General features: G+C 60.2%; 9 protein-coding genes and 1 pseudogene. 4 read left to right on the top strand and 6 right to left on the bottom strand.

Translation table 11 applies throughout. From position 1 onward, the window contains the following. Positions 1-65 precede the first annotated feature (65 nt). Together BN5935_RS03365 and BN5935_RS03370 are read right to left on the bottom strand one after the other, a co-directional pair. The gene (locus BN5935_RS03365; protein ID WP_147625763.1) at positions 66-1,568 is read right to left on the bottom strand and encodes a DUF4832 domain-containing protein; all 1,503 of its coding nucleotides are present in this window, start codon (positions 1,566-1,568) and stop codon (positions 66-68) included. Between the two features lie 71 nt (positions 1,569-1,639). Further along, positions 1,640-3,217, bottom strand: coding sequence for a DUF4832 domain-containing protein (locus BN5935_RS03370; RefSeq protein WP_064974854.1), 1,578 nt, complete (start codon positions 3,215-3,217; stop codon positions 1,640-1,642). A 207-nt stretch (positions 3,218-3,424) separates the two neighbouring features. Here BN5935_RS03370 and BN5935_RS03375 point away from each other — a divergent pair, with 207 nt between their 5' ends. After that, positions 3,425-7,366, top strand: coding sequence for a hybrid sensor histidine kinase/response regulator transcription factor (locus BN5935_RS03375; RefSeq protein WP_064974855.1), 3,942 nt, complete (start codon positions 3,425-3,427; stop codon positions 7,364-7,366). 51 nt (positions 7,367-7,417) lie between these two features. Here BN5935_RS03375 and BN5935_RS03380 read toward each other — a convergent pair whose 3' ends face one another. Both BN5935_RS03380 and dxs read right to left on the bottom strand, forming a co-directional pair. Continuing rightward, entirely contained in the window at positions 7,418-9,946 is a 2,529-nt protein-coding gene (locus BN5935_RS03380; RefSeq protein ID WP_064974856.1) for a beta-glucosidase, read from the bottom strand. Between the two features lie 223 nt (positions 9,947-10,169). After that, positions 10,170-12,043: pseudogene (gene dxs / locus BN5935_RS03385) on the bottom strand (1-deoxy-D-xylulose-5-phosphate synthase). Between the two features lie 244 nt (positions 12,044-12,287). Here dxs and pyrH point away from each other — a divergent pair. Genes pyrH through frr form a run of 3 tightly spaced genes read left to right on the top strand, consistent with a single transcriptional unit; the run spans position 12,288 to position 14,146 of the window. Beyond that, complete coding sequence (gene pyrH, locus BN5935_RS03390; RefSeq protein WP_064974857.1) at positions 12,288-12,995, top strand: UMP kinase; 708 nt, start codon at positions 12,288-12,290, stop codon at positions 12,993-12,995. A 5-nt stretch (positions 12,996-13,000) separates the two neighbouring features. Continuing rightward, positions 13,001-13,576: a TlpA family protein disulfide reductase gene (locus BN5935_RS03395; RefSeq protein WP_064974858.1), complete on the top strand. Its 576-nt coding sequence runs from the start codon at positions 13,001-13,003 to the stop codon at positions 13,574-13,576. Between the two features lie 12 nt (positions 13,577-13,588). Then, positions 13,589-14,146, top strand: a complete 558-nt coding sequence (gene frr / locus BN5935_RS03400; protein ID WP_064974859.1) for a ribosome recycling factor — start codon at positions 13,589-13,591, stop codon at positions 14,144-14,146. A 75-nt stretch (positions 14,147-14,221) separates the two neighbouring features. Here the strand turns inward: frr and BN5935_RS03405 are convergent, their stop codons facing one another. Next, positions 14,222-15,130 (bottom strand): hypothetical protein, encoded by a 909-nt coding sequence (locus tag BN5935_RS03405; RefSeq protein ID WP_064974860.1) that lies wholly within the window; start codon positions 15,128-15,130, stop codon positions 14,222-14,224. Between the two features lie 4 nt (positions 15,131-15,134). After that, a complete protein-coding gene (locus BN5935_RS03410; RefSeq protein WP_064974861.1) occupies positions 15,135-16,619 on the bottom strand; it encodes a RagB/SusD family nutrient uptake outer membrane protein in 1,485 nt (494 codons plus the stop codon). Between the last annotated feature and the right edge of the window lie 5 nt (positions 16,620-16,624).

Here is a 16,624-nt window from a genome sequence, read left to right on the forward strand (position 1 = left end):
TTGTTGAGAATAAGTTTGTCATGTAAGTTATGAATTAGAATTGGTTATTAAGTTACTTACCGGGTCTATCGGATCTCCACCCGACCGAGTTTGAGCCATTTGCCGGGTGCCAGCAGCCGCTCGTCGACGGCGATCTCAAGGCCGACGGTCTTTTCCTTGCGGGTGTCGACCAGTCCGGTCGCCCAAGTGTAGGTTCCCTTGGCGACGCCGTCGAGACTGATCGGCGTTTCATACGCCACGGGAGTGCCCTTAATCCACTTCGAGAGGTCGGACCGATAGTCCGTGAACACATATGCCGGCTTCTGGTCGGCGTCGAGCAGGGCGAACGCCACCTTGTAGCACTGGTTCCACTGCGGCAGGTTGGTCGGGCAGTAGCCCCAGCCGATGTTGTTCCACACGCTGCGGACCCTGACGTCGGCCCCCCGGCGCACGCGCTCGGGAACGCTCACCTCGCTCGGATAGAGGCGGTAGCCGCCCTCGGCCACGAAGCCCTTCACCAGATCGAACGCCAGCGAGAACCACGAAGCCACCTCGTCGTTGATGCGCAGGTCCATCATGTTGACATGGGCCTCTTTCGACGCCTCGTACTCGCCGCGGCGCACGTCCTCGGAGTGTCCCTCGCGGTACTTGCCGCTCGAATCGATCCAGTAGCGGTGGTGCGCCGCCGTGATCCAGCCGCCCTCCATGAGGATCGGCAGGCGGAAGTTCCACTTGCGGGCGAACTCCTTCTCCCAATCCTGATAGTAGTCGTGCATGCCGAAGGCGTCGTGACGCAGGCAGTAGCCCTTGCTGATGGCGATGTCGATGAGGCGCTCGGTCTCGGGAGCCACGTCGCCCCAACTGTCCTTGTTGGTATCGGCCAGTTTGCGGTGGTAGTGGATGACCAGCGGCACTTTGGTGAAGGTCGAGGAATAGAGCGACGTGAGCCACTCGAATACGGGCACCTTGTTGGCCGCATCCTTGTAGATCATCGCGTGCGATTCGCCCCATTTACCCAGTCCGAAGGCGTCGATGAAGTCCACATGGTCCGGATCGTTGAAATCCTCGGCCAGCGCCGTGATGAATTTGGCGTATTTCTCCTGAAAGACGGGATCGTCGGGATAGGGCGACTTGTGGACGCCCTTGCCCGAAGAGTAATACTCGGCGCCGGCGTCGATGACGTACATCGGCGTGTTCTGGCCTTGGTCACGGCCGTCCACGACGATACGCAGGGCGATGCGCATGTCGCGGTCGCGGAGCGCCTTGAAGAGCCGCCAGATACGCGAGTTCTTGTCGCGCCATGCGTAATGGCCCTCCTCGGGTTCGAGCGACGCCCAGCTCGTGCGCAGATAGGCCGTCGATGCGTAGTCCGACACCTTGACGACGCTCCCGTCGGAGGTTTTCATCGCGTCGTAACCGGCCTTTTCCCAGAAATCACCGTCCCAGTTGCGGTTGAGATACATGACCCAACCGTTGAGCGGATTCCGGAGCACCCGGACCGTATCGGCTTCGAACCGGAGCGTTTTCGCCGGTTTGGCATGCGACGGAAGCATCCACGCCATGAGCACGAAAAGGAGCAAAGCAGTCACTCCTCTGTAATTTTTCATTGCAGATAAGTTAAATGGTTATTATTGGATTTGTCCGTTTTGATACGGGGGCCTCAACGCACGGTCAGCGTCGTCAGTTTGGCCCAGCCGCCGTCCGTCAACTGATCGGCCCGCAACGCCAGATTGATGCCTATCGCGTTCTCTCTGGTCGTGTCCACGATGCCCACGGCCCAAGTGTACGTTCCGGCGGCGACGCCCGTCAGCGGGAATTCGAACTTGTACGACGTCGGCGTACCGTTGATCCACTCCGCAGGGTCGGAATCCTTGTCCACGAACAGTTGTTTTACCGCGCCGTTCCCGTCGAGAAGCGCGAAGGCGACCCTGTATTTGTAGTTCCACTGCGGAATGTTGTTCGGACAGTAGCCCCATCCCAGATTCACCCAGCGGTGCGACACGCTGACGCGTGCGCCGGCACCGGCCTCGGAGGGGACGGACACCATGTCGGGATAGAGGCGGTAGCCGCCCTTCTGCACGAAATCCCGGACCAGATTGAACGCGGTCCCGAACCAGGTCTTGACCTCGTTGTTGACCCGGAAGTCCATCATGTTGACCCGTGCCTCGGCGCTGAGGTCATACTCACCCTTGCGCACATCCTCGGGATGTCCTTCGCGGTAGTTGCCCGAGCCGTCGATCCAGTAGCGGTGCGTGCCGTCGGTGATCCAGCCGCCCTCCATGAGCACCGGACGCTTGAAATTCCACGACGATGCGAAACCCTTTTCCCACGCCTTGTAATAGTCGGTCATGCCGAAGGCGTCGTGACGGATGCTGTAACCCTTCTCGATGGCGCTCAGCAGCAGCCCTTCGGTGTCGGAGGGGACCACGTCGCTCCAACTGTTCTGGTTGGAGTCGGCGATCATGCGGTGATAGTTTATAAATATAGGTACCTTCGTGAAACAGCGCGCATGGAGCGAGGTCATCCAGTCGAAAGCCGCCGCCTTGTTCTTGTTGTCCTGATAGAGCACGGCATGCGCCTCGCCCCACTTGCCCGGGCTGAAAGCGTCGATGAAATCGACCTTGTCGGGATCGTTGAAATCCTTGGCCAGCTCCTCGATGAACTTGGCGTATTTCTCCTGAAAGACGGGGTCGTCCATATAGGGAGTCTTGATATTGCTCGCCTCATAGTATTTCGCGCCCGCATTTATGACGTACATCGGGGTGTTCTGCCCCTGATCGCGGCCGTCGAAGACGATGCGCAGGGCCAGTTTCAGACCGCGGTCGAGACAGCTTTGCAGCATCCGCGAATAGCGCGAACTCTTGTCGCGCCACACATACTCGCCCTCGTTGGGCTCCAGCGACGCCCAGCTCGTGCGCAGATAGGCCGTCGTCGAATAGTCCGAAACCCTGACGGTCGAACCGTCCGAGGTCTGCATGTTGTCGTAACCGGCCGTCGTCCAGAAATTCTCGTCCCAACTGCGGCCCAGATACATCACCCAACCCGAGAGCGGATTGCGGATGACCGACGTGCGGTCGGGGACCAGCTTTACGGTCTGGTTCGACCCCGGGGTCCCCGAGTCGTCCGGGCCCGACTCTTTCGAACAACCGGCGGCGACGCATACCGACAGCGCGGCAACGACGATACCGCCGCAGGAAACGGCATTGAAGCGAGCGAAGATTTTTTTCGTAAAGTTCATATCGGGTCAATAAGTAGTTAATAATCACAGTGTGGTCGTGGTATGGCAAAGGTCCGTATTTTAATTTTACGCGATTATAACAAATCGGACAACTTGTATTTCGATTCGGACAGGCGGTGCGGAACTGGCAATTTTGTTCTATCTTTGGTGTTGTAACGATACTTTAAACTCAAAACCCGGACACTATTATAAATAAAGGCGGAATCTATGACAGCGAGCAAGATAACCCTGAGATCGGTCGCCGGGGGACTGCTGATCCTCTTCGCATGCTTCGCGCAGGAGGGCCGTTCCCAAATCACAAGCCCCGATTTCCAGCAGTTCAACGACAGTTTCGATCCGGTCTTCGCCGTCACGTCGGACCGGAACGGTTACATCTGGGCCGGCACGACGCACGGCCTGACGCGCTACGATTCGCACCGCTCGGTGACCTACACCCACGAGAGCAACAACCCCGCTTCGCTCTGCCACAACACGGTCAACACGCTCCTGCGCGTCGAGGACGGCAACGGCGGAGTGCTCGCCGGCACCAACCGCGGACTGTGCCTCTACGACCCCGAGCACGACAATTTCAAACACCTCGATGCCTGCGGAACGCGGCACATCCGCGCCCTGCTCCAGCACAACGACTCGCTGTGGGTCGGCTCCTCCTCGGGACTGATGCTGCTCACGGGGTACGGGGAGGGCCTCGAAAAAGTCCGTGCCGAGGAGGTCGTCAGCGAGCGGCACATCGCCTGCTGCTGCGAGGCCGACGGAGCGCTCTATTTCGGGTCGTACAACAAAATCTACCAGCGCACGGCCGACGGCAGCGTGCGCGAGATCGACATCCCGTTCTTCGACCGCTGGCACAGCAACCTCATCTGCGACATCACCTCGGCCGGGGACGGCAAGGGCACCCTGCTGCTCGGCACCGAATACGGACTGGTGCGGTTCAACCCCGCGACGCTGGAAACGTCCATCGAATTCAGGGATATCCCCGTGCGCTGCTTCATGCGCTGCAGCGACGGCAGCCTGTGGATGGGAACCGACAAAGGCATCTACATCTCCGGTGCCGACGGCCAGCGGCGGCACATCATGCACGAGTCGGGCAACGCGGCCTCGATCTCGGACAACGTCGTCTCGCGCATCCACGAGGACGACCGCGGCAACATCTGGGTCGCCACCGACCACGGCATCTGCATGACCATGCAGAGCGGTTTTTACAGCTTCGTCCGGCTGAAATCCATCACCCGCAGCGACGAGGGCCTCGCCATCAGGGCCATGTGCAGGGACCGCGAGGGCGCGCTCTGGCTGGGCGGCAAGAACGGGCTCATCCGGGTCGGACGGGACGCCACGACGTGGTTCAAATCCGACGGCGGCCCCGCCGACCGGAAGATCTCGCACAACAAGATCCGGAGCCTCTATGCCGACGACAAAGGGGTGTGGATCGCCTCCGACGGCGGACTGGACCGGTACGAATACGCCACGGGACGGTTCCGCCAGTTCACGGTCACGGAACCCACGGGACGCTACAACTCGTCGTGGATGTACGGCATCTGCGAGGACAACCGGGGCCGGCTGTGGATCAGCACCTACGAGGGAGGCGTCTTCGTCGTCGACAAGAAACGGCTGCTGGCCACCCCCGGACGGAGCTACTGCGCCGACATGCATTTCAGCACCGACAACCGGGGGTTCCCCAGCAACATCACCTCGAAAATCACCATCAGCAACGACCGCTGTTTCGTAGCCACCGACGAGGGCACGGTATCGATCGACACCGGGACGGGCGAGATCCGCCCCGTCGCCCTGCCCAAGGGCGTGCGCGCTCAGGCCCTCGACAGCTACGGCGACAAGGTCTTCATCGGGACCAACACGGGACTTTACGTCTGGCACGAGGACTCCATCCGCGAGATTCCCGGGCCGCGGCTGCCCATCTGGGTCGTGACGGCCGGCGAAGAGCGTGTCTGGACCATCAGCGACGCCATCATGTCGGCTTATGACACCCGGATGAGGGGGGGGGAAATTGTCAGTCACAAAATAGGCTATAATCCGCTGCTCAGTTGCCTTGTCGACGGCGACAAGGTCTACGCCGGCACGACCGACGGCTACAACGTGATCTCGGGCAACGACTTCTCGCTGAGCAGGGAGTCGCTCAGGACCCGCATCACGGGACTGAACATCAACAACCACCGCATCGGCGTCGGCGAGCCGCTCGGCCGGGACGTGCTGCTGACGAAGAACATCGACGTCACCGAGCGGCTGGTGCTTCCCCACAACCGCAACTCGTTCACGCTGGAGTTCTCCGACTTCGATTTCTCGCTCTCGGAACACCGCTATGCCTACCGTCTCAAGGGGCTGAACGACGACTGGCAGATCACCGAGAACGGCAGTAACCACGCCACGTTCATCAACCTGCCGACGGGCTCTTATCTCTTCGAGGTCGGGGCGATCATGTCCGACGGGCAGATCCAGAGCAACACGGCCTCGCTGCGGGTCGACATCCGTCCGCAGTGGTATGCCGGTCCGATCGCGTGGCTGGTCTACACGCTGCTGGCCACGGTGCTGCTCGTGGCGGTGGCCACGACCGTCCGCACCCGCCGGCAGCTCGCCTTCGAACACGAAGAGCGCGACAAGGCGCTGAAGATGGTCAAGATGAAATCCGATTTTCTGGCCAATCTGGCCCACGAGTTCAAAACCCCGCTCAGCATCATTCTGGGGCACGTCGGCAAACTCATTTCGACCGAGGCGAACAATTTCCACAGTCAGGAACTGGTGTCGATGCAGCGCAACGCCGAGAAAATGCACCTGCTGATCGACAAGATGGTCACCGACAACGAAACCGACAACGGCGCGCTGTTCATCCCGTCGGCCACATCGATCGTCGACCTCACGCGCAAGGTTTACGACGATTTCTCGCCGGCGTTCACCGACAAGGGCATCAACACGCGCTTCTACTGCGACAACATCCGCTACATCTTCATGCTCGACCGCGTGAAGATCGAGTCGGCGCTGAACAACCTGCTGTCAAACGCCCTGAAATTCACCCCTGCGGGCGGCAGCGTGCTGGTCAGCGTCACCGTCGGCAAGGAGACCGACGACCTGATCTACGCCGACATCACCATCGAGGACACCGGCATCGGCATCCTCAAGGAGGAGCTCCCCTATGTCTTCAACCAGTATTACCGCGCCGCCTCGAATCAGGACCGGAACATCCACGGCTCGGGCATCGGGCTCTATCTGGTGAAGACCATCGCCGAGATGCACAAGGGCTCGGTGAGCGTCTCCTCCGTCCCGGGCAAGGGCAGCCGCTTCACGCTGCGGCTTTCGACCATGAAGGCCGACTCGTTCATCATGCAGGACGATAACCAGAGCGAGGATTTCTCGCTCCACAGCCTTTCGAAGGTGTGGAACCACGAGCGCAAACCCATCATCCTGCTGGTCGAGGACAACCGGGACATCCGGGACTTCATCACGGCGTCGCTGGGCGACGACTACACGTTCGTCTGCGCCGAGAACGGCAAGGAGGGGCTCGCGCTGCTGGCCGGGAACAAGATCGACCTCGTCATCACCGACATCATGATGCCCGTGATGGACGGACTTCAGATGAGCCGCAGAATCCGCCGCTCGCTGGCGACGACCTTCCTGCCGATCATCATCCTGACGGGCAGACACGACCGCACGACCGAACTCGACGCCTACGAATTCGCCGACGCTTTCATTTCCAAGCCCTTCAGCCTGAAATACCTCAACAGCCGCATCATCCTGCTGCTCATCAAGCACGAACAGTACCTCGAAAAGATCCGTCAGGAGCAGATGATGACCCTCAAGGTCGAGGAGGTGCGCAATCCCGACGAGGTGTTCATGCAGGAGATCACCGACATCATCAACGCCCACATCGACGATCCCGAATTCACGGCTGCCGGGCTCGTCGAACTGAGCCACTATTCGTCGAAACAGATATACCGCCGGATCAAGCAACTGAACGGCATGGGCGTCGTCGAATACATCCGCGAGGTGCGGCTGCGCAAGGCCGCCCTCTACCTCAAGCAGGACAAACTCACGGTCACCGAGGTGATGTACATGGTCGGCTTCACCACGCCCTCCTATTTCGGCAAATGCTTCAAGGCCCGCTTCGGGGTCACGCCGTCGGAGTACGCCTCCTCGGCACAATAAACAAAGCCCCGGCGTTTCCGACGCCGGGGCTTTTATTTACAAGGACTGCCGCTATCGGAGCGTCACCGTCGCTTTGAGCGGCAGGTTGTCCGAACTGCCGCCCACACCGATCGTAAAGTCGCCGGGCTCGACGACGAACCGTTTGCCGGCCACGTCGTAATAGCCGAACGCCTCATCGGTGAGTTCCAGCTCCACATGTACGCTCTTTCCCTTCGGAACCGAGAGTTTCGCATAGTGCTTGAGCTCCTTCTTCGGACGCAGCACCGACGCCTCGCAATCGGTGACATAGACCTGCGCCACCTCCTTGCCGTCGACTTTCCCCGTGTTGGTCACGTCGAAAGCGATCTTCACGCGGTTGCCCCCGAGCGGCTCGGCCGTGAGGTTCGAATAGGCGAACGTCGTATAGCTCAGCCCGTACCCGAACGGATAGCGGGGCGCCTTCCCGCTGCGGTCGTAACCCCGGTAGCCGACGAACACGCCCTCCGTGTAGGTCACACGCTTGTGCGCCACGTTGCGGCGGTCGTAATAGGAGTCGAACGTGGGATTGTCGGCCCAAGCCTTCTCCATGGATATGGGCAGCCGCCCGCTGGGGCACACCTTGCCCGTCAGCACCTCGGCCACGGCCCGGCCGCCCTCCTGCCCGGGATACCACGCCATGACGATGGCGGCGGCACGGTCGCCCCAGCCGCTGAAATCGACGGCGCCTCCGGCATGCAGCACCATAATCAGGTTGGGATTCAGCCCGGCGAGCAGTTCCAGATCGGCCGTCTGCGACTTCGGCAGTTCGAACGACCGGTCGAAGCCTTCGCCCTCGAGGTCGGCATTGAATCCGCCGCAGTAGACGACCGCCGAAGCCTCCCCGGCGGCCTTGCGGAGCAGCTCCTCCTGCCGGATGCCGAGTTCGAGCTGCGCGCGGGCTTCGCCGGCGGCCTCGAAGAATTCGAACCGGAAATGGTAGACGCCGCCCTTCTCGACGGGGAAGAATGCGGTCTTCGACGACAGCCCGTGCCGCGACCAGTGGCCGTCGAGCAGCTTGCCGTTCACGAAGAGGCGATAACCGTCGTCTCCCGACATGACGGCGCGCACGAGACCGTCCTCCGCGGCTTTGTAGAAGCCGTCCCATGCGACGGAATATCCGTCGGCGGGCATGTCCTCAAAGGGTGCGCCGTAACCCCAACTGCCTGCGGCCGACGGTTCGGTGCGCGTGTGCAGGGGTTCGCCCACGGGGTCGATCCCGAGGTAATAGACGGCCCTGTAACCCGTTTCGCCCGTCCCGGCGACGGCCGACAGCGAATCGGGATAGACCCGGCTGTCGATACCGGCGTAAAGCCGTTTGTCGGAGAGTATCTCCACGGCCTTTTCACCGGCCGCAAGTTTCAGCCCGTCGTAGACCGACACGGTGTGGAAAGGCGTCACCGCACCGCTGCCGCCGCCGTGGGGCACGCGCTCGGCATTGGGCCCGAGCACGAGTATCCGCCCTTTGCTCCGTTTGAGCGGCAGCAGGCCGTCGTCGTTCTTCAGCAGGACGACACCCTCGCGGGCGATGTCGAGGGCCGTCTGCGACGATGCAGGGTCGTCTTCGTTGACGGCCGCACCCGCAGCCGGCTTGTCGAGAAACCCGAACGCCGAGAGCGTCTGCAGGATGTGGCACACCTTCTCGTCGATCTGGCTTTCGTGGATCACCCCGCTCTCCAGCAGCGGCAGGATGCTCTCCTCGTTGAAATACCACCCTTTGGGCATCTCGAGGTCGAGGCCGCCGTACATCATCCCGGCCGTCGAGTAGGTCGACGTCCAGTCCGACATCACCATGCCGTCGAAACCCCACTGGCCGCGCAGCACATCGACGTTGAGCCACCGGTTCTCGCTGGCATGAACGCCCCATATCAGGTTGTAGCTGTCCATCACGGCCCCCACGCCCGCCTGCTGCACGGCCTTGCGGAAAGCCGGAAAGTAAATCTCCTGCAGCGTGCGTTCGTCGACGTCGGAACTGGCGTTGTGGCGGCTCCACTCCTGATTGTTGACGGCGAAATGCTTGATCGTCGCCATCACGCCCCCGTCCTGCAAGCCGAGGACATAGCCCACGGCCGTCTCGGAGGTCAGGTAGGGATCTTCGCCGAAATATTCGAAATTGCGTCCGCACATCGGACTGCGATAAATGTTCACCCCGGGACCGAGCAGGATGCTCACGCCGCGGGCCCGGCAGTCGCGTGCCAGAGCATGCCCCAAGTCGAGAGCGAGGTCGCGGTTCCACGTCGCCGCGGTCATCATCCCGCAGGGAAAGAGCGTACTTTTGGTGTTGTTCCTTACGCCCTGCGGACCGTCGGCCATGCGTATCTGGGGAATCCCGAGCCGCTCGACGGCGCGGATGTAGAACGACCGGAGGCCCGAAATGTAGGCGATCTTCTCCGAGAGGGTCATCTTGGCGGTCAGTTCGGCCGCACGCTGTTTGTCCCGTTCGGTGACTTCAACTTTGCGGGGCGCATTCGACGCCCCGTAGCCGCACTCCGACGGACGCTGTCCGCTTGCGGCCGTGGCCGAAAGCATCAGGAACGCCGCCGCGAGCATGTAAAATCTCTTCATAAAATCAGATTGGCAGGTTTCATTGTTTTTTGACGGAATAAAGGTAGGCAATTCCGCACTCGGCCCCTGCCATGAATCGGACAATCGTTATCTCGATTTCGCCCGGACAACACAAACGAAGCCCCTGCGGAATCAGCAGGGGCGACAAACGGAGATTTATCCCGTAACGAATTATACTTGGCCGCGCGGAACTGGATGGAAAGCAGAACGACCGGCCATCGCTTTAACGCTCGGCCTTAAAACCCGCTTCTTGGGCGGGCGCCTGCCCGCCGTTCACGAGGGCGCGGAGAATCGACTCCTCGTCATACCCGCAGAGGGTGTAGAGCTGTGCCGGAGTGCCGTGTTCGACCCAAGCGTCGCCGATACCGAGGCTCGTGACATGCGCCCCGTAACCGCGGGCGTTGAAATAGGCCGCAACGGCTTCGCCGACGCCTCCGCGCAGGCTGCCGTCCTCGACCGTGATGACGCGGCGGAACCTGCGCCCCACCTCGTCCAGCAACTCCTCGTCGAGCGGCTTCACCCAGCGCAGGTCGTAATGCGCCGCGCTCACCCCCTCGGCCGCAGCACGCTCGGCGGCCCGGGCGGCGGCATTACCGACGGTCCCGACACTCACCAGCGCCACATCGTCCCCGTCACGCCCCGCCACGGCAGTCCCTCGCCGTGGCCGCGGGGATAGCGGATCATAAAGGGCCCGCCCGATTGCAGGGCGGTGTACATCGCATTGCGCAGTTCGGGTTCGTTCATCGGCGCCATGATGGTCAGTCCCGGCACGGCGGCGAAAGCGGCCATGTCGAAGACTCCGTGGTGCGTCACGCCGTCCTCGCCGACCAGCCCGCCGCGGTCGAGGCACATCACCACCGGAAGTCCCTGTATCGCAACGTCGTGGATCACATTGTCGTAAGCCCGCTGCATGAACGACGAATAGATGTTGCAGAAAGCCCCCACCCCCGCCGCGGCGAGTCCCGCCGAGAAGGTCACGGCATGCCCTTCGGCGATGCCGACGTCGAAACAGCGCTCCGGCATCTCGCGCAGCAGAATGTTCATCGAACAGCCCGTAGGCATGGCGGGCGGGACGCCCACGACGCGGGCATCCCTGCGGGCCCGTTCCAACAAGGTCTCGCCGAACACATCCTGATAACGCGCCTTATCGTCCGGGGCGGAGATCCGCTCGCCCGTATCGGGATTGAAGCACCCCGGGGCATGCCAGACCGACTGGTTGTGTTCGGCCGGAAGATACCCCTTGCCCTTTACGGTCATGACGTGCAGCAACTTGGGGCCCTCTATATCGCGCAGTGCACGAAGTGTCCGCACCAACTCCTTGAGGTTGTGGCCGTCCACGGGTCCGAAGTAGCGGAAATTGAGGCTTTCGAAGAGATTGCTCTTGTTCAGCAGCCCCTGTTTCACGGCGTTGCCCGCCTTCTGGCAGAGCCTCAGCAGGCGCGGCGTATGTGACAGAACGCCCCACAGCCGCTGTTTGAAGCGGTTGTAGTGGACCGAAGTCGAGATTTTCAGCAGGTAATTCTTCAGCGCCCCGGTGGCCTGATCGATGGCCATGTTGTTGTCATTGAGGATCACCAACAGGTTCGTACGCTTCGAGGCTCCGGCGTTGTTGAGCCCCTCGAAGGCCAGTCCGCCGGTCATCGAACCGTCGCCGATGACGGCCACCACCTGCCGCTTCTCGCCCCGCAGTTCGGCCGCCTTGGCCATGCCGAAAGCCGCCGAGATCGACACCGAAGCGTGACCGCCCCCGAAAGCGTCGTATTCGCTCTCGGACATGCGCGGAAATCCGCTGATGCCGTCCAGCCGGCGTTTGGTTCGGAAAGCCTCGCGGCGCCCGGTGATGATCTTGTGGGCGTAGGTCTGGTGACCGACGTCCCAGACGATCTTGTCCTCCGGGGTTTCGAAAACGTAATGCAGCGCTGCGGCCAGCTCCACGGCCCCGAGGCTCGAAGCCAGATGACCCGGATTGACCGAACACTCGTCGATGATGTAATGGCGCAGTTCGTCGCAGTAGACGCGCAACTCCTCCGCCGAGAGCTTTTTGAGCTCCCGCGGCGACGAGATCGTATCGAGCAGTTTATATTCTTCCGACGACATAAGGGTTACAAAGATACGAATAAGCGAGTGCAATGTCAAATTTATTTGAACATTGCCGAGCGGGAGTATCTAAGGCGAAGCCAAAGATAAGAAAAAGAACGGACGGCTCCAAAACCGAATTGTGTGCCGTCCGGCAAAACATCCTGACTGATAAAAGTGTCGTTACGACACCAAAGATAGTTAATATATGTGAATTTTTCGAAAAAATCCCTATCTTCGCGTTACGAATAAAAAGCAACAAACCATGAAATACAAGCGGATACTCCTGAAATTGAGCGGCGAGTCGCTTCAGGGAACGCAAAAATACGGGCTCTGCCCCGAAGTGCTGCAATCCTATGCCGAACAGATCAAGGCGGCCGCGGCGACAGGCGTCCAGATCGGCATCGTCATCGGCGGCGGCAACATCTTCCGCGGCCTCACGGGCGCCAAAAAAGGCTTCGACCGCGTGAAAGGCGACCAGATGGGGATGCTCGCCACGATCATCAACTCGCTGGCACTTCAATCGGCACTCGAGGACAACGGGGTCAAGTGCAAGGTGCTCACCTCGATCCGCATGGAGCCCATCGGCGAATACTTCTCCAAAGCCCGTGCCATCGAATACCTCGAGACGGGCTATGTGGTGATCGTCGGGGGCGGCACTTCGAATCCCTATTTCACGACCGACTCGGCATCGGCGCTGCGCGGCATCGAGATCGAAGCCGACGTGCTGCTCAAGGGAACCCGCGTGGACGGCGTCTACACGGCCGATCCGGAGAAGGACCCCACGGCCGTGAAGTTCGACGAGATATCGTTCGAGGAGGTGCTCGACCGCCGGCTGAAGGTCATGGATCTCACGGCCTTCACGCTCTGCCGGGAGAACGGATTGCAGATCATCGTCTTCGACATGGACACCGAAGGCAATTTGGGCAAGGTACTTGCCGGAGAGCAGATCGGAACGCTCGTAAAACCGTAAAGATTATGGCAAAGAAAAAAAGCAATAAATCGCTGTGGCTGATGCTGGCGCTGATCGCCGCCATCATCGCCGTCCTCCTGCTGCTCCCCTCGTGCGGCAACCGCAACGCCAAGAAGAGCGCCGAGACGGACACCGAATCGACCACGCTCGTCAAGGCCGGAGAGACGGCCCCCGACTTCACGGTCGAACTCGTCGACGGCAGCCAACTGTCGCTCAAGGAGCTGCGCGGCAAGGTCGTGCTGCTCAACTTCTGGGCCACATGGTGCCCGCCCTGCCGTCAGGAACTGACCCGCGTGCAGAAGGACATCATCGACCGTTTCGCCGGCAAAGAGTTCGTCTTCCTGCCCGTCTCGCGCGGCGAGAAGCGCGAAACGGTGGAGGCTTTCCGCGAAAAGACCGGCTACACCTTCCCGATGGGCCTCGACTCGGCACGGACCGTCTACGACCGCTACGCTTCGAACTACATCCCGCGCAACTTCCTCATCGACAAGGAGGGCAAAGTGGTCCTCGCCACGGTGGGTTACGACGACGAGGAGTTCGACGCCCTGATCCGCACCATTGAAAAGACACTCGAAAATTAAACCCCAAACGCCATGGATACACAAACGATTCTCAACGATGCCTCGGGCCGCATGCAGAAGGCCATCGACCACCTCGAAGAGGAGCTGCTGAACGTACGCGCCGGCAAGGCGTCGCCCAACGCCCTGAACGGCGTGATGGTCGACTATTTCGGCTCGCAGGTTCCCGTCTCGGGCGCTGCCAGCGTCACCGTACCCGACGCTAAAACCATCCTGATCCAGCCGTGGGACAAGAACATGCTGCGCCCGATCGAGAAGGCGATCATCGACTCGAACATCGGCCTGACGCCCTCGAACAACGGCGAGCAGATCCGCCTGTCGATTCCGCCCCTCACCGAGGAGCGCCGCAAGGAGCTGGTGAAGCAGGTGCGTTCGGATGCCGAAACGGCCCGCATCAGCCTGCGCAACGCCCGCCGCGACGCCGTCGAAGCATTCAAGAAAGCCCAGAAGGAGGGCATGCCCGAGGACGAGTCGAAAGACGGTGAGGCACAGACGCAGAAACTGCTCGAAAAGTTCTCCAAACTCCTCGAAGAGGTCCTCGCCAAAAAGGAGAAGGAGATCATGACGGTCTGACCGTTCATTCCGACAACTGAAAAACCGGACCTGCCGCAATGGCAGGTCCGGTTTTTTAAGGTAGACAGGTCCGCCCTATTCGGCGGCCCGTACGATATACGAGAATTTGTACGAACTACGCCAGAAGTTGTTGTAGAAATTGCTGCCCGGCGTATCGCCCGACGCATCCGGCAGGGCGAAATCGAAGAAAAGATTGCCCGAAGTATCCCGGCTGAAGGTCATCGTCGAGGTGATGTTGTTCTTCGAAATCTTCATCTGGTTGGTCGAGAGGTCCAACACCCAGTCGGACTCTCCGGCAGGGATCAGATGCCGCAGGCGCGGATCCATATCCAGCGGAGCATCCTCGGTGTACTCGCCCGGATAAACACCCTTGAACGACCCGTACAGCCCGTCGGCTCCGGCGGCATTGACGATCTTACCCGTAAATTTCCCGTCGACCATCTCCTCGTTCATCGTAATGGTGATGATGTTATCCAACTCCGGCGAGGCGAACGTCCCGAACTCGGAACCGCCCATCGAAGTGTCCCACTTCCCGGTACCGTTACCGCTGATATTCTGATCCATGTAGATCTTGATATCGCTGACAGCCCACGTACCGACATAGAACGGATCGTAGGGTTTGAGATAAACCGTCCACAATACCTGCTTCCCGGTCTGGGAACGCACGATAATACGCGCCTTGCGGTCGGGATTCCGGAAATCGAGCGTACCGCCGTCGGCGACATCCGCCGTGGCATAGGCCGAAAGGGCCAGCGCCTCGACACCGACCGCTTCCCACGGGTAATCGGCCTGTTCGAAGATATAGAGGGTAACGGTTCCCTGATTGTCGTCCACCCGTTCGATGGTGGCTTTACCCAGTTGTCCCGTCAGTTTGATGTCGAGAATCGAACACTCGTTGCTCGGCTCCTTTTCGTCGATATCCTTCGTGCAGGCAACCACAATCAGGCACGAAAGCAACAATGCAATATATTTCAGATTTTTCATAACATTACAAATTGGGATTCAGGTCTATTTCACGCTGCGGGATCGGATAGTAGGCGGCTTCGGCCTCGCTCAGTCCGGCAGCCTTGATATCGGTGGTCGTAACCGAAGCCGTGCGACGGAGATCATAGAGCCGGTTACCCTCGAAAGCCAGTTCCAGCGCACGCTCCTTGATTACGGCTTCGCGGAATTTATCCGTCGCCATTCCGGACGGGAGCGGCGTTACGCCGGCCCTTTCACGGATGCGGTTCACATAAGCCAAACCCGCTTCGGGCCCCGCCGCTTCGGCATACACCAATGCAATGTCCGAAAAACGGATCAGGTAAGGCCGGGCGCTGGTGCGCTCACCGATAAAATCGGGGTCGACATACTTGCTCGAAAAGTAGCCCTTGACCTGATTGGGCACGATCGGATTACCCGAAACATCGTAAATATCACGGTGAATCAACTCTGTACGTCGTTTGTCCGTGGTGCTGAACTGCGTCTCGACGAATTCGTCGTTACAGAGGAAAACACCCCAACCGTTGCCGTTGGCCCGTTGCAGGTCGCCGTTACCGTAACGGATGTAGAACGGTACAGAGTTGTTCGACGGCAGAAAAAGCAGGGGCAGTTTGGAGTAGTTGCCCTCCTGCGTACCGCTGCGGTCGATCGGCATGATGAAAATATGCTCCGGGCCCGTGGGCTTGTCCACGTCGTAAATGTCGCGCAGGTCGGTGTCGAAATCATATGTGTCCTTGTAATCACGGACAACCTTCCCCGCCCAATAAGCGGCGCTGTCGTACATGATCTGAGGCTCACGACGCATCTCCGTATAGCGGTAGACGTTGTGCTCCTTCGAAGACGCGATGGTCAGATAGGCCTTCGCCATCAGCGACTGCGCTGCCACCTTGTCCGCCCGTCCGAAAACCTTGTTGACCCCGAGCAGTTCGTCCGCCTGAGTCAGGTCGCCGAAGATCAGATCATAGAGCTGGTCAAGACCCGTTGCCATCGGAGGCGTCGTCTGCGACAGTTCCGCCACCATCTTCGTCTGCACGGGCACGATGCCGAACGTACGCACCAGATTGAAATAGTTCCATGCACGCAGGAAATAAGCCTCGCCGAGAATCCGGCGGCGCGCCGTTTCGCTCAGCGCCGAACTGTTTTGGATATGGTCGATCACCGTATTGGCTCGGTTGATCGCGATGTAGCAGTATTTGAAATAGTATTTCAACTGCTCGGTCTCGCGGCCCGCGATCCAGTTCTCAAGCTGATAGACATCACCCGCCTCGTCGCTCTTGGGCGACATGGTCTCGGTCGGGATGTCGCCGATGTAGAAGATGCCGCGTGAATATTCGAGGAACGTCAGGGCATTGTAGGCATAGAGCAGGCCCGACTCGGCATCGGTCTCGTTCTTGTAAAAATTGTCGTCGGAATAGAATCCGTACGGCTCCTCCTGCAGGTCGCACGCCGTGAGCAACCCGCAGAGCGAAATGATATAAAGCAGATTTTTCATAATCG

Source organism: Alistipes provencensis (genome assembly GCF_900083545.1).
In the GTDB taxonomy this organism is placed as follows: Bacteria; Bacteroidota; Bacteroidia; order Bacteroidales; family Rikenellaceae; genus Alistipes; species Alistipes provencensis.

Bases quoted from the DNA above. Each gene is read 5' to 3' on its own strand.
- BN5935_RS03370 (WP_064974854.1), bottom strand. From the start codon at position 3,217: ATGAACTTTACGAAAAAAATCTTCGCTCGCTTCAATGCCGTTTCCTGC.
- BN5935_RS03375 (WP_064974855.1), top strand. From the start codon at position 3,425: ATGACAGCGAGCAAGATAACCCTGAGATCGGTCGCCGGGGGACTGCTG.
- BN5935_RS03380 (WP_064974856.1), bottom strand. From the start codon at position 9,946: ATGAAGAGATTTTACATGCTCGCGGCGGCGTTCCTGATGCTTTCGGCC.
- pyrH (WP_064974857.1), top strand. From the start codon at position 12,288: ATGAAATACAAGCGGATACTCCTGAAATTGAGCGGCGAGTCGCTTCAG.
- BN5935_RS03395 (WP_064974858.1), top strand. From the start codon at position 13,001: ATGGCAAAGAAAAAAAGCAATAAATCGCTGTGGCTGATGCTGGCGCTG.
- frr (WP_064974859.1), top strand. From the start codon at position 13,589: ATGGATACACAAACGATTCTCAACGATGCCTCGGGCCGCATGCAGAAG.
- BN5935_RS03405 (WP_064974860.1), bottom strand. From the start codon at position 15,130: ATGAAAAATCTGAAATATATTGCATTGTTGCTTTCGTGCCTGATTGTG.
- BN5935_RS03410 (WP_064974861.1), bottom strand. From the start codon at position 16,619: ATGAAAAATCTGCTTTATATCATTTCGCTCTGCGGGTTGCTCACGGCG.